The following is a 22,129-nucleotide window of genomic DNA, read 5'->3' as shown; positions in this document are numbered from 1 at the left end:
AAGACTTCAGACTGTGCGCACCGCATGCCTTGCCAGCGCGTGCTCGATCAGCGCGTCGATGACCTCGCTGTAGCCGATGCCGATCGCCGCCAGCGCCTTGGCGTACATCGAGATGTCGGTGAAGCCGGGCAGCGTGTTGACCTCGTTGACCAGCAGGGAGCCGTCGGCACGCAGGAAGAAGTCGACGCGCGCCAGGGCCTCGCAGCCGAGCGCCTTGAAGGCTTGCCCCGCCATGTTCCTCGCTCTGTCGGCGACTGCGGCGGGAATATCGGCGGGCACTTTGACCACCGCGCCGTCGGCGTCGAGATATTTGGCCTCGTAGGTGTAGAAGCCATGCTTGCCGGCCGGGATGATCTCGCCTGGCAGCGACACCGTGAGCGAGCCGTCTGCCCGTTGCAACACCGAGCACTCGATCTCGCGGCCTTCGACGAACTCCTCGATCAACGCCTTGCCGTCATAGCGGAAAGTGGTTTCGATGGCTGCTTCGAAGCCATCCCTGTCGTTTACCTTGCTCACTCCGAAGGACGAGCCCTGGCGCGCCGGCTTGGCGAAGAAAGGCAGCCCGAGCGCCCCGGCGGTTTCCTGGAACGAACCGACATCGCCTCTAAGCACGGTGACCGAGCGGGCGACGGCAAGGCCGGCCTCGCGCAGCAGCCGCTTGGCGACGTCCTTGTCCATGGCGGCGGCCGAGGCGAGGATGCCGCAGCCGACATAGGCGACATCGGCAACCTCGGCATAGCCCTGCACCGAGCCGTCCTCGCCGAACGGACCGTGCAGCACGGGAAAAACGACATCGACCGGCGGCAGGTCAGCTTCCTTGTGCGACGCTAAGATCAGCCGGCCCTTGCCGCCGGGCAGCAGGGCGACTTCCACGCCGTCCTCCGACACTGGAGCCCCTGCCCCTTCGCCGAAGGCCTCGGACGCCGGCTGCAGCAGCCATCTGCCGTCCCTGGAAATGCCGATCGGCACCACCTCGTACCGGGTCCGGTCGATCGCCTTCAGCACATTGGCCGCCGACAGCCGCGACACCTCGTGCTCGGCCGAGCGACCGCCATAGAGGATGGCAACCCTGATCTTTCCGGTCATCGAAATCCCTCAACTGTCAAAAATCAAATGCTGACGGCAATGCCGCGATTGGCGAAGAAACGATCGAAATCGGCGGGCGCCAACACTGCGTCCGCCTGTGTGGCGCTGGTATGGCCGGATGGGTTGTGGAAGCGAAAACCATCGTCCGACGCCGCCGTGACCAGCACCAGATGACCGCCCTTCGACGGCGGCTCGCGCTCCGGCCAGCGGATCGAACTGCTGACCGAAGCGATGAAGAAGCGCGACCGGGCGAGGATCCCTGGGACGTCCGCTGCCGCGACATCGGTCATCACCTCGGCCTCGAGGCCGAATTCCTGCTTCACGAAAGTGACGAAGGGCGCGTAGATCAGGCCCTTGATCGAGCCTTCATTGACGACATAGCCGCCATATCCGGTGCACCGCCTTGCCAGCTCGATCGTCGGCACGATCTGGCCGCGCGTCGCCAGGATCATCTTGAGGCAAGCCATGCCACAGACATTGGCGGCCCAGACCGCGTATTCGTCGAGCGTGGCGGCACCCGATCCCTGCCACAGCGGATCCTGCCGCAACGCGGCTTCGGCGCCATCGGCGAGCACCGCCAGCGTCATGTCGGGCGTCTCCCACTGACTGAAAAACGGCACGGCTTCAGGCAATGGACTCATGTGGACTCCTCGGGCAGGTGAAAGCCGCTCGGACACCCCGAATTTCCCGGTGCGTCGCGCGGCGTCTACTCAACCTTCGTCCAGCCGAACACCAGCCAGGCGTATTTCGATTTTTCATCGGGTTCGGCGGTGTAGGTCATCTGTATGTCGCCGCCATTGGCGTAGATATCGAGCCTGGGCGCCGTGTCCGGTTAGCACCGGAGCCACCGAATTGGCAACGCAGGGCAGCGATCGGCAAAGCTGATCGGAACCAGTCTTCGCCATCTCGAGCTGCTTGCGAACGTGCCGGCGCGGGAAAAGCCCGCTTGCGATTCAAGGAAACGATGAATCGCTCTACCTGGCGCCACTCGGCGTCGAGCCGAAGCGGCGACGGAAACAGCGATTGAAATAGGAGACGTCGGAAAAACCGCTCAACAGCGCGATCTCGCTGACCCGCATGCTGTCGTTGCGCCGGTCGCGCAGCATGCGATGGGCTCTCTGCAGGCGCAGTTCGAGAATGTGCTCGGCGAAACTGGAGCCTGTTTCCTGCAAGAGATCATGGACATAGCGCGCGGAAAGCCGCAAATGCTGGGCGATGTGCTGAGCCGAGATGGCGGGATCTGCGAAGTTGTCCCGCATCTTCTGCAGGATGGCCTGCAGCCTTGCCGCGCGCAGGCCGCGCACGCCCGCCAGCTCGGCGATCTCGCCCTTGGCGCCGGTCGCCAGCCCGACCAGGTCGACGATCGTCTCGGTGGCGTGGGCGACAAGCTCGGGCGAGAGCAATGCCGGTCCCGCTTCCAGGAAGCCGCAATAGCGCTTGAGCATATCGAGCGCTTCATTGTCGGCGCCGATGGTCAGCGCCAGGCGATCCTCGAGATGGGGGAAGGCATTTTCCAGGATTTCGCGGGGCACCACGACATTGGTCCAGACATTTCGGTCGCCGCCGGTCATTTCCAGCGCTTCCGAAGCCGAGACCAGCGCGCCTTCGCCCCTGCCGATGCTGTAGTCGCGGCCGGTCTGCACGCCGCTCAGCTTGGTGTCGCCGTCGTTGACCAGCAGCAGGTAGCCGTCGCGGCCGTCATCGGCGATGTTGCGCGTCTTGCGGCTGGCATGCCTGATCGTCCCTGCCATCCGCCCCAGCACCAGCGGCCCGATGGCGGTGGCTTCGATATCCGCCTGGAACGGCACGTTGCCGGAGATGGCGTATTCGACCGACCATATCTCCGCGACATGGATGTCCTGCCAGAGCGCGAAGCGCGCGCGGTCGTCGAGATGCGGCGGCAGGTCGACCGACGAGAAGACATTCTTTTTCAACGACCAACCGGCCTTTCCCGCGCACGCGTCCTCCCTGAAGCCGCACCGTATGGGACCGATTTGCCTCTTGTCCAGAGGCGACGCTATCAATGCCCTGCGGGACAATTTCAGTGCCGCCCAGATCAAGGATCCGATCCGATTCGCCGGCCCCGCGTTTTTTCAAATGCGCGGAACATGCAGCGGCATGAGAATCACCATCCGACGCGCGCATCGCGGTCGCCCGGCCGGCCGGGTATTGCTAGAACGTGATCTTCACGGAAGCGGCACTCCGGTTGGCCGGGCCGTGGTGGACGGCCTCGATGTTGTTGCCGTCCGGGTCGAGCAGGAAGGCGGCATAATAGCCGGGATGATAGGGCCGCTCGCCGGGCGCGCCATTGTCCGTGCCGCCAGCCGCCAGCCCGGCCTTGTGGAAGGCATCGACCATGGCGTGGTCCCTGGCCTGGAAGGCCAGATGATGGCGGCCGGTCAGCTTTCCCTGTGCGGCCCGGCTGCCGACGCTGGAGATGAACAATTCGTCGGCCCAGAAATAATCCTCGCCGGTGCCGCCGATCGGGATACCGAGCACCTGGAAGAGCGCCTCGTAGAAACGCCGGCTGGCGGGGATATCCCGGACCACGAGCTGCAGGTGGTCGATGAGCCGGCCGCGATGCAGTTCCATGAAAGCTCCTCCTCGCAAGGCCTCGAATTTAGGCGCGGGCGGCAAGGCGTCAACGCGGGGCGCCTGCATCTGCTGACAACCAGCGACAATTTTTTGGGCCCGACGGAACTTTTCGGCTGACCGGAAGTTTGGTGGCGCGGCGGGAGGATTGCGATTGGATTGTTTTCAGAGGCTTGAAGCCCTGGTCGACAGCGCAGGCGCCGACGGCATCGAGGAAGCGAACGCGTTGCTGTGCCGGTTCAAGGACAGGTCCGAAAAGACGGCGCGGGCCATCGACGAGTTCATGCTGGACTTCAAGACCTTGGTCTTCGTCGTCGAAACCGGCGAAGAGGGTTTCCAAAAGCCGATCCGCAAGCTCGCCCGCGCCAGGCTCGCGAAGCTCAAGCAACTGGTGAACGTGCCGGTCGTAAGCTTGGCTAACCCTTGAGCAGCGCCGCCAGCCGTGGAATGCCCTCGCTCACCGCGCGACGGTCGGCCAGCGTGAACGACAGCCGCAGCGTGTTGCGGCCGGTGCCGTCGGCGTAGAAGGCATTGCCGGGCACGAAGGCGACGCGTGCCTCCTTCACCGACCGCGCCAGGAGTTCCGTGGCATCGGTGCCTTCCGGCAGCGTCACCCAGACGAACATGCCGCCTTCCGGGCGGCTCCAGCTCACGCCCTCCGGCATGTTGGCTTCCAGCGCGCCAAGCAGGCCGTCGCGGCGCTCGCGATAGGCGCCGATGAGTTTTTCCACCTGGCTGTCGAACACGGATTCGGCGGCGCGGTGCATCACCATCTGGTTGACCGACGGGCTGTGCAGGTCCGAAGCCTGCTTCATCAGCACCAGTTTTTCGACCACGTGGCGCGGCGCGCAGACCCAGCCGACGCGCATGCCCGGCGACAGGATTTTCGAAAACGAGCCGCAATAGAGCGTGCGCGCCTTGTCGATGCCGCCGGAGCGCGCGCAGTCAAGCGCCAGGATCGGCGGCACACCCTCGCCGTCATAGCGCAGCGCCCGATAGGCGGCGTCCTCGATGACGGCGATGTCGAGCTCGCCGGCAAGGTCGAGCACGGCCTCGCGCTGCTTTCGGTCCAGCGTGGCGCCGGTCGGGTTGGCGAAGTCGGGCACCAGATAGGCGAATTTCACCCGCCCGCCATTGGCGGCGGCAGCGGTGTGGTAGGCCGCCGGCGTCATGTTGCCGCCTTCGGGCCGCAGCCGGTCGTAGCGCGGCTCGTAGGCGTTGAAGGCCTGCAGCGCGCCGAGATAGGTCGGCCATGTCACCAGCGCGGTATCGCCCGGCGACAGGAACAGCTTGCCGAGATAATCCAGCGCCTGTTGCGAGCCGGAGGTGATGAAGATGTTGGCCTCGTCGCAGACAATGCCGAGCTTGCCCATCTGCCCGGCAAGCCAGCGCCGCAGCGGCAGATAGCCTTCCGAAACCTGGTACTGCAGGGCCGCCCCGGCTTCCGCGCCGCCCAGCACATCGCCGTAGGCATCGCGGATGGCGTCGGACGGAAACAGCGACGGATCGGGAATGCCGCCGGCGAACGAAATGATGTCGGGCTGGTCGAGCAGCTTCAGCAGCTCGCGGATTTCCGACGCCTTCATACGCGACGAGCGCGAAGCCAACAGGTTCAAAAGGGTCAAGACATGCCTCCCCGACGTTTTCTTATATAGGTCAACCTGACTGACCTATATCCGGTTTGCCGGGCGATTTGAATAGTGCCTGAAAGGCTTCCGCTATACGCCAGTCGCCGCCAAGCCGGAACCGGCGACAGCGTGCTGGCGTCCGCTAAAGGCTCTTCTTGTAGCTGGCGGTGAAGCCCAAGCCTTCATAATTGGATGTTGGCCATAGCGGATGAGATACGGCCGTCCCCGGCGGCAAGGTTCAGCTCCCCCTTCCCCCTTGTGGGGGAAGGTGGCCTCGCGAAGCGAGGTCGGATGAGGGGTGTTCCAGCTTGGCAACATGCTTCTCGCGACACCACATTACACCGAATTATCAACGGATTATTTCTTTCGGCACCCCTCATCCGTCTCGGCGCTACGCGCCGATCCACCTGCTCCCACAAGGGGAGAAGGAAGGGGCGTCACCGCTCGCGAAATTGGATGTGACAATGGGCTAGCAACTATAGCCGCCACCGCTGCCGCACAGTATCACCAATCAATCCCCTTCCCCCGCAGGCTTGGCCTTGCCGCACTGCGCCAGCACCTTGCCGATGGCCGCGCTTGATCCCTTCAGCGGAAAGTTGATAGCGCCATATTTGGCCGCGCTGACCGACACGTCCCCCTTCGAGCGCAGCAGGTCGAGCAGCGGATCGGCCTTGGCGAGATCGACCACGAAATCATTGTACATGGCCTCCAGTTGCAGCGTCTTCGTCACCGTCTTGCCATCGGCCTTGAAGTCGAACGAACCGCTGATGCCCGGTTCCAGTTGCTGGCCGCTGGCACCCAGGTCGTAGCTCAGAACCGGATTGTCGAAGCAGGTCAGCGTCAGATGCGCGTCGCCTTTCGGCCCGCCGCAGACGGAAGCCGTCAGCACGCTGCCGCCCTCGTCTTCTTCCATCTTCGCGCTCCAGCCGCAGGACGCGGCAAAGGCCGGCTGCGCGCCAAGCAATGCCGCCAAGGCTCCGGCGGCAACGACATATCTTTTCATGACTTCCCCCTTCGGGCATTTGCAGCACCCGCCGGCAGCATATAGGAAAAGGCGTTGAATGGCATTGCATGTGCGGGGCGCCTTGGTGTTGAGAGCTTGTATTCGCCTGTGTCTTGTGACAGCCGCCCTGGTGGCCTCGCCGCTCGCCGCGCAGGCCGAATGGAAGCCGGTCGAGAAGGTCGAGACCTACGCCATTTCAGGCCAGTCCGGGCTGGAGCTCTACCGGTCGATCGGCGAGAACGGGCCGAATGCCGGCATTGCCCGCGCCATCGCCCACACCAATTTCAAGCTGACCTGGACCAGGGATTATCAGGCGCATGCCGGAGCCTGCGTGCTGGTTTCGGCCAAGCCCAAGCTCATCATCACCTACACCTTGCCCAGCCCCTCATCGCCGCTGCCCTCCGCCATCCAGAAGAACTGGGAGGTTTTCCTCGCCGGCGTCAGCGCCCACGAAAAGGTGCACGGCGCGAGCATTGTCGACATGGCGCGCAAGATCGAGGCGGCGACAGTGGGCCTGACCGTTCCCGACGACCCAAAATGCAGCAAGATCCGGGTCGAGATGACCAAGCGCCTGTCCGCACTCTCGCAGGCGCAGCGCCAGGCAAGCCGCGATTTCGACCGGGTCGAACTCGGCCAGGGCGGCAATCTGCAGAAGCTCATTTTGCGCTTGTGAATGGCGGCTGAGAAGGCCATCGCGCCCTGCGGCGCGGCGGCATATCCGTGGTTCGCTCGGCCTACCGGCTGAGGTCCAGCGCCGCGCTCAGATCCCCCATCGGCGGCTCGCCATTGGCGGCCAGCGCCTTGTCGCGGGCAACGATGCCGGTCAGTACCGGCAGGTCGTAGCGCGCGGTGATGAAGCGCAGGATCGATGTCGTGTCGTATTGCGTGTGGTCGACCGTGCCCATCCTGGCATAGGGCGAGACGATGAAGGCCGGGATGCGGTTGCCCGGGCCCCAGCGGTCGGCCTTGGGCGGCGCGACATGATCCCAGAAGCCGCCATTCTCGTCATAGGTGACGACCACCAGCATGTGGCCCCATTGCGGGCTCTTCTCCAGATGCGAAATGAGGTCGGCCAGATGCTGGTCGCCGCTGGCCACGTCGGCATAGCCGCCATGTTCGTTGAGATTGCCCTGCGGCTTGTAGAAACTCACCGCCGGCAGCTTGCCGTCGTCGATCGCCTTGATGAACTCGGCGCCATTCAGGCCGCCGTCCCTCAGATGCTCGGTGCGCGCGGGGGTGCCGGGCGCGTAGGCGGCAAAATAGTTGAACGGCTGGTGGTGGAACTGGAAGTTCGGCACCGGCGTCGCGTTCTTGCCGTCCAGCGTTGCCTGCCAGGCGCCGGCATACCAGGCCCAGCTCACCCCCTTCAGCGACAGCAGATCGCCGATGGTGATGTCGTGCTGCGGCGGCAGCGTGGTGGGCGCGGCCGGGTCGGCCAGCGCCTTGTCGCCGCCCTCGGCCGGCTTGTTGGCGCTCGGTTGATAGGGCGGCTGCATGGTGTTGACGGCATGGAAGTCGGGCGTGATGGCGCCGTCATTGACGAATTTCGGTACGCCGCCGAGTGCCGAGGCCGGCGAATTGTCAGCGACCTTCAAGGTTGTGCCATCGGCCTCGACCACGGCGATCTGGCCCTTGATCGGGCTGGTGTCGGCGTGGGGGTAGACCGGTGTACAGGCGCAGGCGAGCTGGAAATGGTTGAGGAAGGAGCCGCCGAAGGCGCCCTGGAAGAAATTGTCGGCCAGCACATACTTCTTCGCGACCTGCCACATCGGCAGGATGGAGCCATCATAGTGCCCCATGACCAGGCCGCCGGAATCGGCCCAGGCGACGAATTTGTCGTTCTTGCCGCCGTCGATCTGCATCTGCTCCTGGTAGAAGCGGTGCCACAGATCATGGGTGATGACGTTGGTGCCTTCGTTGAAGCCCTTGGGATCGTCAATGGCGAAGGCAGCGTTGGCGAGGTGCGCGGTCTCAGCCTCCGTCACCACGGGCGTGACGCCCTTTCCGGTCAGCCCGCCCCAGGCCGGCGGCAGCTCGGTGAACGGCTTGCCGTCGCGGTCGAGCTGGCGCGCCTGATCGGCCGAGACATTGGCCAGCCCGTTGGCGCCGGGGAAGCCGCCATAGAGATTATCGAAGCTGCGGTTCTCGGCATAGATGACGACGACAGTGTCGATCTTGTCGAAGCCGGGAGGGGCGGCATTGGCCGCGAGGGGAAGCAGGGCCGAGCCGGCCAGGCAGAAGGAAGTGAGGAGTTTGAGCCTCGTCATTGGGAAGACCTCGTGGCTTGACTGTGGCTGGAGGGGCGCGGGAACCATAGGGGCAGCTAACGTGGATGCCTTGTCACCTTTGTGACATCCGCCGCCGCGGCGAACACGGTTTCGTGAGCACTGGAGCCGGTCATCAATCCGTTGCACTCCATTCCTATTTCCGGGCCAAAGCGGACCATTCCCCATGACGACGGGACGATGAAAAGGACGACGAGACGATGGAAAAGCCTGATGATCGCGATTGCCGCGATCTCGACCTTTGGCTTTGCCGCGCCCGCGAATACGGCGGATGGCGTCCATCCCGGTCCGCTATCGCGGGCGCAAGCTTTCGCGCGCGCCGAGGCGCTGACCGCCTTGGGGCGAAAAATGTTCTTCGACCCGGCGCTGTCGGCCTCGGGCAGGCAGGCCTGCTCGTCCTGCCATGATCCGCGCCGTGCTTTCGGACCGGCCTCGGCCACGCCGGTCGAGATGGGCGGCCCGAACCTCGACCAGCCCGGTGTGCGCGCGGTGCCCTCGCTGCGCTATCTCCAGGCCGCTCCCGCCTTCACCGAGCATTTTTACGATTCCGACGACGAAGGCGACGAGAGCGTCGACAACGGTCCGACCGGCGGCCTGACCTGGGACGGCCGCGCCGACCACGGCAAGGATCAGGCGACAATCCCCCTGCTCTCGCCCTTCGAGATGGCCAACAAGGATGCGGGGGCTGTCACCGCCGCCCTGCGTAAATCGGCCTATGCCGACGAGTTCAAGGCAACCTTCGGCAACGATGTCTTCGACCGCCCGGGCGACGCCTTCGACGCCGCCGCCGAGGCGCTCGGCACGTTCGAGCAGAGCGCCGCCGATTTTTATCCTTATTCCAGCCGCTACGACGCCTTCCTCGCCGGCAAGGCGACATTGTCGGCGCAGGAACGGCGCGGCCGCGCCCTGTTCGAGGACGAGGCGAAAGGCAATTGCGCCTCCTGCCACCTCAGCGAACCCGCCAATGACGGCGAGCCGCCGCAGTTCACCGACTTCGGCCTGATCGCTATCGCCGTGCCGCGCAATCCGGCCATCCCGGCCAACGCCGACCCCGCCTATGCCGATCTCGGCCTGTGCGGCCCGCTGCGCACCGATTTTCACGGCCGCACCGGCTATTGCGGCCTGTTCAAGACACCGACGCTGCGCAATGTCGCGCTGCGCAAGAGTTTCTTCCACAACGGCTACTTCCACACGCTGCGCGACGCCGTCGCCTTCTACGCCAGCCGCGACACCGACCCCGGCCACTGGTATCCCAGGAATGCAGACGGCATGGTGAGGCAATATGACGATTTGCCAAAGGTTTACTGGGGAAATCTCAACCGGGATCTACCCTTCAACGGCAAGAAACCCGGCGACAAGCCGGCGCTCAACGATGCCGAGATCGACGACATCGTCGCGTTCTTGCAGACGCTGACGGACGCGGATCAGACGGCGAAGCGGTCGCGGTGAACTGGGAAGCCCCGCCATAGTGGGTCGCTGGCTGACTGGCGACTAGCCGAATCCCTCCCTCGCTTCGTCATCCTAGGGCGGAGCAAGGAGCGAAGCGACGCGGCGCAGACCCTAGGATCCATGCCGCAACGCTTGCGACGGATAAAAACGGTGCCGAACCTGGCTCCAAACTCCGACGAAACGCCATCAAACCGCTACCAACCTGTTCCGCGAAACAGCTCGAATCATTCCGGATTGGTCTTCTCGATTAGTTCGATCTTCCATTGTCGCGACCAGCGCTTCAGCGATTTCTCGCGTTGAATGGCGTCACGAATGTCGAAATATTCCTCGTACCAGACCAACCGCTGCACACCGTAGCGCCTGGTGAAGCGCGAACCTTCGCCGGATTTGTGCTCCGGCATGCGGCGACCGAGATCGTTGGTGACACCGATGTAGGTGGTGCCGCCCTTCTGGCTCGCGGTCATGTAAACATAGCCGGTCATGCGTTGACGGTAACCGCCAACCCATCCGGGGGCTATCCTCGTTCGCCGTATTTTTTCGGCCCCCGTCGCGGCATGGATCCTAGGGTCTGCGCCGCGTCGCTTCGCTCCTTGCTACGCCCTAGGATGACGAAGCGAGGGAGGGCTTCGGCTAGGCTAATCCGAGAGGTATCGGACTGAAGCCAGCCGCCTCTCACAGCGCCCGGATGACGCCCCCATCCACCCGGATATTCTGCCCGGTGATGTAACCCGCCCCGTCCGACGCCAAAAACGCGATCGTCGCGGCGATCTCCTCTGATGTCCCGTAGCGTTGCATCGGCACGTTGTCGCGGCGCTCTTCGGTGGCGGGCAGGCTGTCGATCCAGCCGGGCAGCACATTGTTCATGCGCACATTGTCGGCCGCGTAGGTGTTGGCGAAAATCTTGGTGTAGGCGGCAAGGCCGGCGCGGAACACGGCCGAGGTCGGGAACATCGCGTTCGGCTCCGCCACCCAGGCCGTCGAGATGTTGATGATGGCGCCGCCCTTCTGCTTGACCATCTGCGGCGCCATGATGCGCACCGGCCGGACGACATTCATCAGGTAGACATCCATGCCGGTGTGCCACTGCTCGTCCGTGATCTCCAGGATCGGCGCGCGCGGCCCATGGCCGCCGCTGTTGACCAGCACGTCGATGCGGCCATAGCGCTCCAACGTCAGGTCGGCGAGACGCTGCAGGTCGTCGTTCGACTGGTTGGAGCCGGTGACGCCGAGCCCGCCAAGCTCCTTGGCCAGCGCCTCGCCCTTGCCGGACGAAGACAGGATCGCCACCTTGAACCCATCCGCCGCCAGGCGCTTTGCCGCCGCCGCGCCCATGCCGCTACCACCGGCCACGATGACAGCTGTCTTTTCTACACTCATCGGATTTCCTTTTCAGATTGGCGAGAGCTACGGTTTCAGCGGTCCTATAGCCGGTTTCGCCGCGCGGTTCGAACGAGAAAGCCTGAATCGAGCTGCAGAAAACTTGCGCGGTGAGCCGCGCCCTATCCTTCCACCGTCTCCAGCTCGCTCAGCAGCGTGCCTTCCATGTCGGGCTCGTCGCCGGAGCAGACGCACAGCATCTCGGCGTCGCCCTCGCCCACCGAGAGATAGGCATGGCCCATGGTGGAATCGATGTAGACGCTCTCGCCCGCTTTCAGCCGCACCGGCGCGTATTGGTCGGTGTGCAATTCGATCTCGCCCTTGAGCACGATCAGGAACTCCTCGCCGGCATGCCGGGTCAGCGGACCGAACTCTTCCGGCGTGCGGGCGCGTGCATAGGCGTGGATCGGCACCATGCGCTTGCGCACGAGATCGGTGGCGAGATACCGGTAGTCGTAGTTGCGGGTCAGTTGGCGCAGTGTGTTGGACTGCGAGGTCACCGAACGGCGGGTGCGCGCCGCCGGCTGCTTGCGGTCGCCGCTGAGCAGCTCCGTCACATGGATGCCGAGCCCTCCGCAGATCTGTAAAAGCTTGTCGTAGCTCAGCGACATCTGGTCGTTCTCGACCTTGGACAGCGTCGACACCGCGACGCCGGTGAGAGAGCTGACCTCCTGCAAGGTCCAGCCATGTCTTTTTCTCAGGGCACGCAGACAATCACCGAGATTCGGTTGCTCCGACATTGTCAGCTCCATGAAGCGGCGGCACGTCACTACCGCAGGGTTCACCCTAGGTAGTCGAACTCGAGCGGGCCATCAACAACATCAATAATTTTCTTATACGCTAAATATTGACTGGATACGAAATTATTTTTACGACTGATGGATGCAGTCGGATTCTCCCAGCAAGATCATCGTCATCGGCGGCGGCATCGCCGGTCTCTCCCTTGCCGCCGAGGTGGCGGACTGGGCCGATGTCACCGTCATCGAGCGCGAACCGCATCTCGGCTACCACGCCAGCGGCCGCTCCGCCGCTCTGTTCACCGAGACCTATGGCAACCGCCTGGTGCGCGGGCTGACGCTGGCCAGCCGGCAGGCGATTGTCGAGGGCGGTTTCGTCGCCCATCGGCGTGGCGCGCTGCACGTCGGCTGGGTCGGCGACGATGCCGCCATCGACAAGCTGGCTCATGAATTGCAGGCGCTGGTGCCGAGCGTACGCCGTCTGTCGGCGGCCGAGCTCCACGGGCTGGTTCCGGTCATTGCCAGAGAAACCACCTGCGGCGGCGTCTATGAGCCGGACGCGGTGGATGTCGACACCGGCAAGATGCTGGGGTCCAGCGCCTCGTCGCTCAAGGCCCGCGGCGGCATCATCCGCACCGGCGAGGAGGTCCGCGCCATATCACGCGACGGCCGCGCTTTTCGGGTTGAAACGAGCGCCGGCGTCTACTCGGCCGACATCGTGGTCAACGCCGCCGGCGCCTGGGTCGATGTTGTCGCCGGGATGGCGGGGCTGCCGGGCCTCGGCTTCCAGCCCAAACGGCGCACCGCCTTCCTGTTCGATCCGCCCGCCGGGATGGATATCGCCGGCTGGCCGCTGGTGGTCGACTTGCACGAGCAGTTCTACTTCAAGCCCGATGCCGGCAGGCTGATCGGTTCCCTCGCCGACGAGACGGATTCCGAACCTTGCGACGCCTGGCCGGAAGACCTCGACGTCGCCATCGCCGTCGACCGTATCGAACAGGCGACGTCGATGCGCATAGGCCGTCCGTCGACACCATGGGCGGGCCTGCGCACCTTCGCGCCCGACCGCACGCCGGTCGCAGGCTTCGACCCGCGCCTGCCCGGCTTCTTCTGGCTCGGCGGCCAGGGCGGCTACGGTTTCCAGGTTTCGCTGACCTTGGCCAGGCTGAGCGCGGCGCTGCTGCGCGGGCAGTCCATCCCGGGGGATGTCACGGCGCTCGGCGTCACCGCCGGGGCGCTGGCGCCTGATCGCTTTCTTGTCCCGGCGGCGACCCCATGAATTTCAGCCCTTCCCTCAACCCGTAAAGTGTCATCAGGAGCGTTTGCGATGAAATCCACCGTTCTGCGCACAGTGCTTGCCCCGTCCCTTCTGGCCGCGTCCCTTCTGGCCTCGTCCGTCCTCGTCGGCGGGCAGGCCTACGCCAAGACGCTGGTCTATTGCTCGGAGGCCAATCCCGAGACCTTCAACCCGGCGATCGGCATCGCCGATTCCACCATGGACGCCGCCGCCAAGACGATCTTCAACCGGCTGGTCGAGTTCAAGCCGGGCACGACGGAGGTCGGGCCGGCGCTGGCCGAAAGCTGGAATGTTTCATCGGATGGCAAGACCTACACCTTCCATCTCAGGCACGGCGTGAAATTCCAGTCGAACGAGCACTTCACGCCCTCGCGCGACTTCAACGCGGATGACGTGCTCTACACCTTCAACCGCCAGCGCGATGCCAACAATCCCTATCACAAGCTCGGCGGCGGCGCTTACGAGTACTTCAACGCGCTCGGCATGGGCACACTGATCGACAAAATAGACAAGGTCGACGATTACACGGTGCGCTTCACGCTGACGGCAGCCAATGTCACCTTCCTGGCCGGGCTGGCGCTCGACTATCTCTCGATCCTGTCGCTGGAGCAGACGCAAAAGATGGTCGCGGCCGGCACGCCGGAGCTGATCGACAGCATGCCGGTCGGCACCGGGCCTTTCGTGCTTCAGGCCTATGTGCCCGACAGCCAGGTCCGCTACGCCGCCAACAAGGATTACTGGCGCGGTGCGCCGAAGATCGACACGCTGGTCTTCGCCGTCACGCCCGAGCCGACCACCCGCGTCGAGCGCATCAAGGCCAATGAATGCCAGGTCGCCGCGCCGCCGCCGCCAAGTGCGGTCGCCGACCTGCGTGCCGATCCCGACATCACGGTTCTCGATCTCAAGGGCCAGAACATCGGCATCCTCGGCTTCAATGTCGAGCACCAGCCGCTGGGCGACGTGCGCGTGCGCACGGCACTGGCCAAGGCCATCGACCGCAAGGCGATCGTCGATGCCGTCTACGCCGGCGCCGGCACGGTGGCCGGCAGCGTCGTGCCGCCGGCGCAGCTCGGCGCCGTCACCGATGCCGGCATCGACTATGATCCCGATGGGGCGAAGAAACTGCTGAAGGAAGCCGGCCACGAAAGCGGCCTCAAGGTCAGCCTGTGGGCGATGCCGGTGTCGCGCCCCTATAACCCCAACGCCAAGCGCATGGCCGAGATGATCCAGGCGGACTGGGCCAAGGTCGGCGTACACTCGGAGATCGTCAGCTTCGAATGGGGCGAATATCTCAAGCGCACCGCGGCGGGCGAACAGGACACCTTCCTGCTCGGCGGCAGCAGCGACAATGGCGACCCCGACAACATGCTGAGCTATCTCCTCTCCTGCGACGGCGTGAAAGGCGGCTCCAACCGCTCGCGCTGGTGCGATAGGGATTTCGAGAAACTGCTTGACGATGGCCGCGTCGCCGCCGACCCCAAGGAGCGCGCGGCGATCTACGGGAAGGCGCAAGCGATCCTGAAGGCCGAGGTGCCGGTGGCGCCGATCGCCCATTCGATGGTGGCGATCCCGATCCGCAAAAGCGTGCTCAATTACGTGCTCGACCCCTTCGGCCGGCAGAATTTCGCCGCCGTCGATATGGCGGAGTAGGGCTGGGCTGCCCTTCCCTTCTCCCCTTGCGGGGTGAGAGCCCGGTTTGCCGGAGGCAAATTGAAAGGTCCAGTGGACCTTTCAAAGGGCTGGAACGCCCGGAGCCATAGCGAAGGGCCGGGAGGATGAAAGAAACTCCCTTTCGCTTGTGGAGAAGAAACGATCTCGGTCGGATGAGGGGTGTTCCAGGGAACGCCAACGCCCCACTCCGCTGGAACACCCCTCAACCGTCTCGGCGCTGCGCGCCGATCCACCGCCCTGGGCGAGTCACGGGCCTCGCCCGCCCTTCGGGCCCCACAAGGGGAGAAGGAAAAAGGAAAGCGAGACCATCATGCCAAAAAACCTGACCTCCCTCCTAAACAGCTACCTTGCCGACGGCGCGGTGGGTGCCTCGCTGGCCTACGCCAAGGGTGACTCAACGCCGACCGCCCTTACCGCCGGCCTCGCCGACCGCGCGCATGGCACATCGGTCACGCCAGACCAGCTGTTCAAGATCGGCAGCTGCACCAAGACCTTCGTCGCCGCCGCCCTGGTCAAGCTCGCCGAGACCGGCAAGCTCGATCTCGGCGCGCCGATCTCATCCTGGTTCCCGGACCTGCCGGGCGCCGGCGATATTTCAGTGCGCCAGTTGATCAACCACCGCAGCGGCCTGCCGGAGTTCGAATACTACATTCCGATGGACCCGGGCCGGCAGTGGACGCCGCGGCAGCTGGTCGACATCGCCTTTGCCTCCGACAAGCAGAAGGCGCCGGGCGGGCCAGCCGTCTACAACAACACCGGCTATGTCCTGGCCGGCATGGTGATCGAGGCCCTCACCGGCCAGCCGCTGGGCGCCTATGTCAGAAGCGCGATCCTCGAGCGGCTCGGCCTGAAGAACACCTGGTCGCCGGCGACCGAAGCGTTTCCGGAAAAGTCGATGGTGCGCGGCTATTACCACCGGCCGCCGCCGGCGCCGAACGCGCCCACCGACATCGCCTCGGGCGGCGAGATGTGGCGCATGGACGGCGTGCTGCCCTATTCCGACGAGCTGCAGGACTCGTCCGACTCCTTCCCGTTCGGCGCCGCCTATGGCTGCGGCGACATGGTATCGACGCCATCCGACATGGTGGGTTTCATGCGCGGCCTGTTTTCTGGGCAGCTGTTGTCACCGCCGTTCTTCGCCGAGATGTTCGAACACCGCGTGCCGGCGAGCTTTCCAGGCACCCGCATGCGCGAGGCCGGCGCGGGCATGTTCCAGAGCGCCTATGCCGACCGCGCCTTCTACGGCCACCAGGGCAGCATTCCGGGTTATGTCGCCGTCATGCTGCACGATCCCGAGACGGACCTCACCATCGCCATGACCAGCAATGTCGGTTCCGGCAACCGCCTCTCCTTCCAGGCCAGTGGCCTGCACCCGGTGGTCGACCAGGCGATCCGCATCATCCTCGACTGACCGCGTTCAGCCGCCCTGCCCGGACGATGGATCGGGCAGGCCCGGCAGCATCTGGCTCAGCACCCGGTCGCGAAGGAAGACGTGATGGAAAATGGCAGCGGCCGCGTGCAGGCCAGCGAGCCACATCATGATATCGCCGAGCGTGCCGTGGATCTCCACCAGCGGCGCGCCCCAGGTGCCGGAAAACGGACCGATCGCGCCCAACCCATAGACGGTGACCGGGTGGCCGCCGAACAAGGCGCCGACCATGGCTGTCGCCGGAACCGCGAACAGCAGCGCATAGAGCGCCCAATGCGTTGCCTTCGAGGCGACCTCCATCCAGGCAGGCATGGCCGGCGCCTCGGGAATGCGATCGAACCGGCGCCAGACCAGGCGAATGACCAGCAAGCAGAAAACGGTAAAGCCGAGCGACTCGTGCAGCAGCAGCGTGGGCGCCCTGGCCGCTGAATAGACCCGCTCCGGAGGGCCACCCGCCGAGACCAGGAATGCAATGAGCACCAGCAGTGCCGTCAGCCAATGAAATGCCTGGGCGAGGCGTCCATAGCGGGTTGTCGTGCCGGACAGCGACATGCGAGAGCTCCGAAACAGTTGGACATCTCCCCTCGCCCTCGAATGTGGCCTTATTTCAGCTGTTCGTCAGGCGACATGGGTTTGCTGCGCGAATGGCGGGCATCACCGAGTTCGCCGGCGGCGCGGCCTGACAAGGTTCAGCTCATACTCGTGGAGCGGAAGTTCGCGGCGGCCGCGGCCACGATCTCGGCATTGTCCCTCGCCACCGTTCCATCGCTCAGCGTATTGCCGTCCTCCAGCCCGACCCGTGTCGACCAGCGCTTTTGTCGGGCAAGATCCACGAACGGCCAGACTGTGCCGTCGACGCCGTGCAGCAGGATCTGCCGCCGCACGCCCGCGCGTTCGAGCACGGCGGCGATGCCGCGCGCCTCGTCGAGGGCTGTAGGCAGGTCCGGTATGTCGATCTCGATCAGGATGCGCAGCACCCTGCTATGATCGGCAAGCGCCACGAAGCGCTCCGCATCATCCGTCGTGGCAAGCCCCGCCTCAATGCCGATGCCCTGTTTACGCAACAGTTCCATCACCTCGGGTGCGTCGGGCTCCGAGAGATTGACCGAGGCATAGTCGGGCAGCTCGCGCCAGGCCGCGATCGCCGCGCGGGTCCGCGCCACATCGTTCTCGATCCATGCGCCGGTCGACACACCGATCAATGTACCCGGACAGGCCTGGCGCACGGCAAGCACCGTCATATCCACCGCCGCCAGGCTTTCGCGCCCGTCGGCGCCGCGCGGATGGATGTGCAGTTCGGCGGCACCCGCGGCGACGCAGGAAGCCGCATCGCCGGCCATCGCTTGCGCCGTCAGCGGCAGCCTGGGATGGAAATCGCGCGGGCGCGCGCCGTTGATGCAGGCCTGGACGATCATCGATTTCACCTCGGACAAAAGAGCGCAGTCTAATGCATGTCGCCCGGAAGTGTCCTCGGTTCGGGACAACGACATGCATAAAATCAGAAGCCTACAGCAGGTCGGGCGAATCCTATTTACCGCAACATGCTGTAGGCGCGCCGCAAGACCGCGGCGCCGCCACTCCTGACACGACGTGCCGCCGCCAGCCGCGAGGCATCCGCCGGCATTTGAATAAAAGGCGCTTGTGGATATTTACCTCAAATTGCGCCAGGCCGGCCAAGATACATTAGGGCGGTATCATGGAGGAACTATTGACCAGTGATTTTTCAGCCGCCCGTCTTCATCTCGAACGCGCCTACCACTATCTGCGCGGCGATGACGAGACGAGCCGTTCGACATGCGAGGCCCTCGATCTGTTGATCGAGACGGTGGCGGAAGCACAGCACAGGAAGCCGGAACCAGGGGTGCTGGAATTTCCCCGAGCAGCGGCGCGCCGACACGGCTGAACAAAACCCGCCGCGCTGAGCGGATTCGGGCTGCGCGCATCAAGTCTTCACGAATGTCGTTATCCAGGCCGCTTTCGGCGACATGCAAGTTGTCCGTCAGGACGCCTTGCGACTCGATGCACCGCCCGACATTTGCGCCGCGCGCGCCACGATCCGCTCCAGCGGTTCGGGCCGGTGCAGCAGGAAGCCCTGGCCGAACTCGACGCCCATATCGCCCAGCATGGCCACTGTGTCCTGCCGCTCGATCTTCTCGGCCACGACGGCGCAACCGAGGCTGCGGGCAATGCTGGCGATGGCCAGCACGATCTCGCGGTCGAAGCGGCTTTCCGTGACGTGCTCGATGAACGAGCCGTCGATCTTGATGGCATCGACCGGAAAGCGCCTGAGATATTCGAACGAGCTCATGCCGGCGCCGAAATCGTCGAGGCTGACCTTGCAGCGCCGCTCGCGCGCCTTGCGCACGAAGGTTTCGGCGGCATCGAAATTGGTGACGGCGGCGGTTTCGGTGATCTCGAAGCCGATGCCCGAATGCGGCGCCCCGGTTTCCTCGATGATGCTGTCGACGAAGTCCCACAGCCCGGGATCGCTCAGCGTCTGCGCCGACAGGTTGAAGCCGAGCGTGATCGCGCCGGATTTCATCGCCGCGCCGTGCCGCGACAGCGCGGTGCGAATGATCCAGCGGTCGAGCCGGGCGGCAACGCCGAAGCGCTCCGCCGCCGGTATGAATTCGCCGGGCGGGATCAGCCGGCCGGTCTTTCCGTCAAGCCGCGCCAGCACCTCGACATGGCGGCTCTCTTCCCAGGGCCTGCCTAGCTGGTGGATCTCCTGGCCGAACAGTTTCAGCCTGCCGTCGTCCATGGCGTCGACCGTGTCGGCGGCGAGCCGTGCGGCGTTGAGTCCGCCCGAACCGGAGACGGCATCGGTCGAAAACAGCGCGAAGCGATCGCGCCCGGCGGCCTTGGCCGCGTAGCAGGCATCGTCGGCGCAGGCCAGGGCGTCGGCAACCGTGGTGACACGGTCGCGGACGATGGCGATGCCGATGCTGGCCGCCAGCCGGCGTGACGTCGCGGCAAGGCCGAGATCGGCGTCGCGCACGGCCGCCAGGATGGCGCCGGCCAGCTGTTCGGCTTGCACGGCATCGCAATCGGGCACCATCAGCGCGAACTCGTCGCCGCCGAGCCGCGCCGCGTGCGCCGACGGCGGCAAGCAACGGCCAATACCCGCCGCGACGCTCTTCAGCGCCAGATCGCCCGCGGCATGGCCGGCGAAATCGTTGAGCGCCTTGAAGTAGTCGAGATCGATGTAGAACACCGCCAGAGACGCGCCGGTGGCGATTTGGCCGGCGAGCAGCCTGTCGAAAGCGGTGCGATTCCACAGTCCGGTCAATGCGTCGTGACGGGCGGCGAAGGCCAGTTCCTGTTCGCGCACCTTGTCCTCGGTGATGTCGCGCACCGTGCCGAGAACCAGGCCGGCCGCGCCCGCCGCGGCGACGAAGCGCAGCAGCGATTCGACATGGCGGATCTGGCCGTCGCGCTTGATAATGCGGTATTGCGCGGCGATGACGCCGTCGGTTTCCAACGGCACCCTGTGCGCGCGTTCGGCGGCGTCCTTGTCGTCGGGATGCAGGTAGCTGTGCCAGAGATCGGCCGTCACCTCATCGTTCACGGCGACGAGGCCGAATATCTCCCTTGTGCGCGCGTCCCAATAGCTCTTGTTGGTGGCGATGTCGTAGTGCCAGATGCCGCTGCCGCTCGCGGCGAGCGCCAGGCGAAAGCGGATATTGACCTGTTCGAGCGCGGCTTCGGCCGCCTTCTGCTTCGAGATGTCGGTCTGCACGCCCATCAGCCTGAGCGGCTTGCCGTCGGCGTCGCGCTCGACGATGCCGCCGCGGTCGAGCACCCATATCCAATGGCCCTGCTTGTGCTTGAGCCTGAGTTCGGTCTCGATAGCGTCGGTCAGCCCGGCAATGTGGCGGTCGCCGCTGGCCTGCGCCCGTTCCCGGTCGTCGGGATGGGTCAGTTGCAGCCACAGGTCGCTGGTATTGGCGAGTTCGCCCTCCTCGTACCCCAGCATCCGCGCCCAGGTCGCCGAATAGAAGCAGTCGCCGGTGCGAAGATTCCAATCCCAGACGCCAAGATCGGCGCTCTCCAGGGCCTTGGCCCAGAACGCTCCGTTGCGACTTTTCTTGCCGTGACCCGCCATCGTCCGTTTCGCCTGCTCCACCCCACCCGCAATCTGCGGCAAAACCAGAGAAGAAACAGTTACCGGGCAGCGGAGGGGTCGGAATGTCAGACAAACGATGCCCTCTTCGACCGCGGCGGAGGCGCGGCAGCGTTTCCGGCGGAACAGGCAATCATCGACACTGCCGCATTTCATCGACGTCTTCGTGAACAATTCCTTGAGGAAAATGGAAGAATCATATCCGTCAGATACTTGAAAGAGCCTTCCTCCAAGGTGTAACCGGGCAGTAATACTTCGCGTTATAGACAAGATTCGGAAAACTTGGGCAGCTGGCGGGATGTCTTCGATGAGTGCGTACACCGGGCACAGGGACGGCGATGGCCGCACCCTTGCCGTTCCTGACCTGGACATCGCGACAACCAGGAGCGGCTGGCTGCTGACGGCCATGTGCCTGGCCTACGCCCTGGCCGCGCTTTGCGTCGCGCCGGACCGGTACCTGCACCTGGCCCAATCCTACGTCCAGCCGTTCGCTTTCTTCCTGCCCGCGCTGTTTGCTGCTGGCCTCGGCCTGGTGGCGCTGACATTCTCCAGGCAAAACCCAACCAGGTTCATGCTCGACACGATCAGGCAGCGCTGGCTGGGCGCCGCACCGGTGATCCTGCTGTTCTTTCTCGGTATCACAGCCTTCACCACCTTCAAGATCTCCATCCCGGACTTCGTGCCATTCTACGCCGACGGCATGCTGGCGGAACTTGATCTTGGGTTGCATGGCGCCGCCCCCTGGGCATGGGCGCACAGCGTCGTTCCCGAATCCGTCTCGGCCGTCGTTTTCTTCGGCTACGGATACGGTTGGCACGTGCAATGGTTCGGCACTTTGCTGTTCGTCGCCTTCTGGAACAACCCGGCAGGGCGTCTGCGCTATCTCTGGGCGCTGGCGCTGACCACGATCGTGTGCGGCACGGTCCTGGCCACGCTGTTGTCGTCCACGGGTCCGATATTCCACGACCAGTTCTATGGCGGCGACCGATTTGGCGCGTTGCGGGATGCTCTGGCGCACAACAGCTATGCCGCGCCGGTTCATACCTATGCCAATTATCTGCTTGCCGCCTTCGAAAGCAAACGGCCGGAACTTGGCGGCGGCATTTCCGCCATGCCAAGCATGCATGTCGCCTTCGCCACGCTCAACGCGTTCTTTCTGAGCGGTTTCGGTCGCCGGTGGGCGTTTGCCAGCTGGTCCTTCGCGGCATTTATCCTGTTCGGTTCGGTCTATACCGGCTGGCACTATGCCGTGGACGGCTACCTTTCCGTCCTTGTCGTGTCCGTGCTGTGGTACCTGGCCGGACGTTTCGTTCTGCCGCGGGCGAGCCGGGACAGCGCCGGGATGGAACTGCCGCTGCCCGAAACGGCATCGCGATGATCAGCCTGTCTGGCTTCGTCCAAGGCAGCAAGAGCCGTCTGCTACGCCCGCATCGCTGATTTCATAGGGTCGAC

General features: G+C 64.7%; 21 protein-coding genes. 8 read left to right on the top strand and 13 right to left on the bottom strand.

The annotated features are described in order from the left end of the window. Positions 1-6: 6 nt before the first annotated feature. The 4 genes from FJ434_RS25960 to FJ434_RS25945 form a co-directional block, all read right to left on the bottom strand. Entirely contained in the window at positions 7-1,086 is a 1,080-nt protein-coding gene (locus FJ434_RS25960; protein WP_140752219.1) for a D-alanine--D-alanine ligase family protein, read from the bottom strand. A gap of 23 nt (positions 1,087-1,109) precedes the next feature. Then, positions 1,110-1,727, bottom strand: coding sequence for a C39 family peptidase (locus tag FJ434_RS25955; protein WP_140752217.1), 618 nt, complete (start codon positions 1,725-1,727; stop codon positions 1,110-1,112). A gap of 333 nt (positions 1,728-2,060) precedes the next feature. Continuing rightward, a complete protein-coding gene (locus FJ434_RS25950) occupies positions 2,061-3,020 on the bottom strand; it encodes an AraC family transcriptional regulator (RefSeq protein WP_140752215.1) in 960 nt (319 codons plus the stop codon). A gap of 238 nt (positions 3,021-3,258) precedes the next feature. Continuing rightward, positions 3,259-3,678 (bottom strand): VOC family protein, encoded by a 420-nt coding sequence (locus FJ434_RS25945; protein WP_140752213.1) that lies wholly within the window; start codon positions 3,676-3,678, stop codon positions 3,259-3,261. Positions 3,679-3,832: 154 nt separating this feature from the next. Here FJ434_RS25945 and FJ434_RS25940 point away from each other — a divergent pair, with 154 nt between their 5' ends. Continuing rightward, positions 3,833-4,105, top strand: coding sequence for a hypothetical protein (locus FJ434_RS25940; RefSeq protein WP_246678401.1), 273 nt, complete (start codon positions 3,833-3,835; stop codon positions 4,103-4,105). Here FJ434_RS25940 and FJ434_RS25935 read toward each other — a convergent pair. Continuing rightward, entirely contained in the window at positions 4,095-5,264 is a 1,170-nt protein-coding gene (locus FJ434_RS25935) for a PLP-dependent aminotransferase family protein (protein WP_181166111.1), read from the bottom strand. The two genes, FJ434_RS25940 and FJ434_RS25935, sit on opposite strands and share 11 nt — an antisense overlap. Before the next feature lie 553 nt (positions 5,265-5,817). Then, on the bottom strand, positions 5,818-6,309 hold the full coding sequence (locus tag FJ434_RS25925) for a hypothetical protein (RefSeq protein ID WP_246678400.1): 492 nt from the start codon (positions 6,307-6,309) through the stop codon (positions 5,818-5,820). A 58-nt stretch (positions 6,310-6,367) separates the two neighbouring features. On the opposite strand from FJ434_RS25925, the gene FJ434_RS25920 reads away from it, so the two are divergent. Continuing rightward, complete coding sequence (locus FJ434_RS25920) at positions 6,368-6,982, top strand: DUF922 domain-containing protein (protein ID WP_140752206.1); 615 nt, start codon at positions 6,368-6,370, stop codon at positions 6,980-6,982. A 61-nt stretch (positions 6,983-7,043) separates the two neighbouring features. On the opposite strand, the gene FJ434_RS25915 is transcribed toward FJ434_RS25920, so the two are convergent. Continuing rightward, the gene (locus FJ434_RS25915) at positions 7,044-8,576 is read right to left on the bottom strand and encodes an acid phosphatase (RefSeq protein WP_140752204.1); all 1,533 of its coding nucleotides are present in this window, start codon (positions 8,574-8,576) and stop codon (positions 7,044-7,046) included. 231 nt (positions 8,577-8,807) lie between these two features. Between FJ434_RS25915 and FJ434_RS25910 the strand changes: the two genes are divergently transcribed. Then, positions 8,808-10,043: a cytochrome-c peroxidase gene (locus tag FJ434_RS25910; RefSeq protein ID WP_140752202.1), complete on the top strand. Its 1,236-nt coding sequence runs from the start codon at positions 8,808-8,810 to the stop codon at positions 10,041-10,043. Positions 10,044-10,267: 224 nt separating this feature from the next. Here the strand turns inward: FJ434_RS25910 and FJ434_RS25905 are convergent, their stop codons facing one another. From FJ434_RS25905 to FJ434_RS25895, 3 genes are all read right to left on the bottom strand, one after another. After that, complete coding sequence (locus tag FJ434_RS25905) at positions 10,268-10,525, bottom strand: GIY-YIG nuclease family protein (RefSeq protein ID WP_140752200.1); 258 nt, start codon at positions 10,523-10,525, stop codon at positions 10,268-10,270. A 190-nt stretch (positions 10,526-10,715) separates the two neighbouring features. Further along, entirely contained in the window at positions 10,716-11,420 is a 705-nt protein-coding gene (locus tag FJ434_RS25900) for an SDR family oxidoreductase (RefSeq protein ID WP_140752198.1), read from the bottom strand. 122 nt (positions 11,421-11,542) lie between these two features. Continuing rightward, entirely contained in the window at positions 11,543-12,160 is a 618-nt protein-coding gene (locus FJ434_RS25895) for an XRE family transcriptional regulator (RefSeq protein WP_140752196.1), read from the bottom strand. 142 nt (positions 12,161-12,302) lie between these two features. Here FJ434_RS25895 and FJ434_RS25890 point away from each other — a divergent pair, with 142 nt between their 5' ends. The 3 genes from FJ434_RS25890 (at position 12,303) to FJ434_RS25880 (ending at position 16,536) form a co-directional block, all read left to right on the top strand. Further along, entirely contained in the window at positions 12,303-13,436 is a 1,134-nt protein-coding gene (locus FJ434_RS25890; RefSeq protein ID WP_140752194.1) for an FAD-binding oxidoreductase, read from the top strand. A 48-nt stretch (positions 13,437-13,484) separates the two neighbouring features. Beyond that, the gene (locus tag FJ434_RS25885) at positions 13,485-15,104 is read left to right on the top strand and encodes an ABC transporter substrate-binding protein (protein ID WP_140752192.1); all 1,620 of its coding nucleotides are present in this window, start codon (positions 13,485-13,487) and stop codon (positions 15,102-15,104) included. A 331-nt stretch (positions 15,105-15,435) separates the two neighbouring features. Further along, a complete protein-coding gene (locus FJ434_RS25880) occupies positions 15,436-16,536 on the top strand; it encodes a serine hydrolase domain-containing protein (protein ID WP_140752190.1) in 1,101 nt (366 codons plus the stop codon). Positions 16,537-16,542: 6 nt separating this feature from the next. Here the strand turns inward: FJ434_RS25880 and FJ434_RS25875 are convergent, their stop codons facing one another. Further along, the gene (locus tag FJ434_RS25875) at positions 16,543-17,106 is read right to left on the bottom strand and encodes a cytochrome b (protein ID WP_140752188.1); all 564 of its coding nucleotides are present in this window, start codon (positions 17,104-17,106) and stop codon (positions 16,543-16,545) included. 137 nt (positions 17,107-17,243) lie between these two features. Continuing rightward, a complete protein-coding gene (locus tag FJ434_RS25870; RefSeq protein WP_140752186.1) occupies positions 17,244-17,969 on the bottom strand; it encodes a 3-keto-5-aminohexanoate cleavage protein in 726 nt (241 codons plus the stop codon). A gap of 293 nt (positions 17,970-18,262) precedes the next feature. On the opposite strand from FJ434_RS25870, the gene FJ434_RS25865 reads away from it, so the two are divergent. Further along, entirely contained in the window at positions 18,263-18,457 is a 195-nt protein-coding gene (locus FJ434_RS25865; RefSeq protein WP_181166105.1) for a hypothetical protein, read from the top strand. Between the two features lie 96 nt (positions 18,458-18,553). Here FJ434_RS25865 and FJ434_RS25860 read toward each other — a convergent pair whose 3' ends face one another. Then, the gene (locus tag FJ434_RS25860; RefSeq protein ID WP_140752182.1) at positions 18,554-20,659 is read right to left on the bottom strand and encodes an EAL domain-containing protein; all 2,106 of its coding nucleotides are present in this window, start codon (positions 20,657-20,659) and stop codon (positions 18,554-18,556) included. Between the two features lie 325 nt (positions 20,660-20,984). Here FJ434_RS25860 and FJ434_RS25855 point away from each other — a divergent pair, with 325 nt between their 5' ends. Continuing rightward, a complete protein-coding gene (locus tag FJ434_RS25855; RefSeq protein WP_140752180.1) occupies positions 20,985-22,055 on the top strand; it encodes a phosphatase PAP2 family protein in 1,071 nt (356 codons plus the stop codon). The last annotated feature ends 74 nt before the right edge of the window (positions 22,056-22,129 follow it).

The sequence above is a fragment of the Mesorhizobium sp. B2-5-13 genome (genome assembly GCF_006440535.1).
Taxonomy (GTDB): Bacteria; Pseudomonadota; Alphaproteobacteria; order Rhizobiales; family Rhizobiaceae; genus Mesorhizobium; species Mesorhizobium salmacidum.
This window is presented reverse-complemented; position numbering and strand designations above follow the sequence as displayed.

Bases quoted from the DNA above. Each gene is read 5' to 3' on its own strand.
- FJ434_RS25875 (WP_140752188.1), bottom strand. From the start codon at position 17,106: ATGTCGCTGTCCGGCACGACAACCCGCTATGGACGCCTCGCCCAGGCA.
- FJ434_RS25890 (WP_140752194.1), top strand. From the start codon at position 12,303: ATGCAGTCGGATTCTCCCAGCAAGATCATCGTCATCGGCGGCGGCATC.
- FJ434_RS25855 (WP_140752180.1), top strand. From the start codon at position 20,985: ATGAGTGCGTACACCGGGCACAGGGACGGCGATGGCCGCACCCTTGCC.
- FJ434_RS25915 (WP_140752204.1), bottom strand. From the start codon at position 8,576: ATGACGAGGCTCAAACTCCTCACTTCCTTCTGCCTGGCCGGCTCGGCC.
- FJ434_RS25880 (WP_140752190.1), top strand. From the start codon at position 15,436: ATGCCAAAAAACCTGACCTCCCTCCTAAACAGCTACCTTGCCGACGGC.
- FJ434_RS25895 (WP_140752196.1), bottom strand. From the start codon at position 12,160: ATGTCGGAGCAACCGAATCTCGGTGATTGTCTGCGTGCCCTGAGAAAA.
- FJ434_RS25955 (WP_140752217.1), bottom strand. From the start codon at position 1,727: ATGAGTCCATTGCCTGAAGCCGTGCCGTTTTTCAGTCAGTGGGAGACG.
- FJ434_RS25910 (WP_140752202.1), top strand. From the start codon at position 8,808: ATGATCGCGATTGCCGCGATCTCGACCTTTGGCTTTGCCGCGCCCGCG.
- FJ434_RS25870 (WP_140752186.1), bottom strand. From the start codon at position 17,969: ATGATCGTCCAGGCCTGCATCAACGGCGCGCGCCCGCGCGATTTCCAT.
- FJ434_RS25885 (WP_140752192.1), top strand. From the start codon at position 13,485: ATGAAATCCACCGTTCTGCGCACAGTGCTTGCCCCGTCCCTTCTGGCC.
- FJ434_RS25920 (WP_140752206.1), top strand. From the start codon at position 6,368: ATGGCATTGCATGTGCGGGGCGCCTTGGTGTTGAGAGCTTGTATTCGC.
- FJ434_RS25925 (WP_246678400.1), bottom strand. From the start codon at position 6,309: ATGAAAAGATATGTCGTTGCCGCCGGAGCCTTGGCGGCATTGCTTGGC.
- FJ434_RS25900 (WP_140752198.1), bottom strand. From the start codon at position 11,420: ATGAGTGTAGAAAAGACAGCTGTCATCGTGGCCGGTGGTAGCGGCATG.
- FJ434_RS25935 (WP_181166111.1), bottom strand. From the start codon at position 5,264: ATGAAGGCGTCGGAAATCCGCGAGCTGCTGAAGCTGCTCGACCAGCCC.
- FJ434_RS25860 (WP_140752182.1), bottom strand. From the start codon at position 20,659: ATGGCGGGTCACGGCAAGAAAAGTCGCAACGGAGCGTTCTGGGCCAAG.
- FJ434_RS25945 (WP_140752213.1), bottom strand. From the start codon at position 3,678: ATGGAACTGCATCGCGGCCGGCTCATCGACCACCTGCAGCTCGTGGTC.
- FJ434_RS25905 (WP_140752200.1), bottom strand. From the start codon at position 10,525: ATGACCGGCTATGTTTACATGACCGCGAGCCAGAAGGGCGGCACCACC.
- FJ434_RS25960 (WP_140752219.1), bottom strand. From the start codon at position 1,086: ATGACCGGAAAGATCAGGGTTGCCATCCTCTATGGCGGTCGCTCGGCC.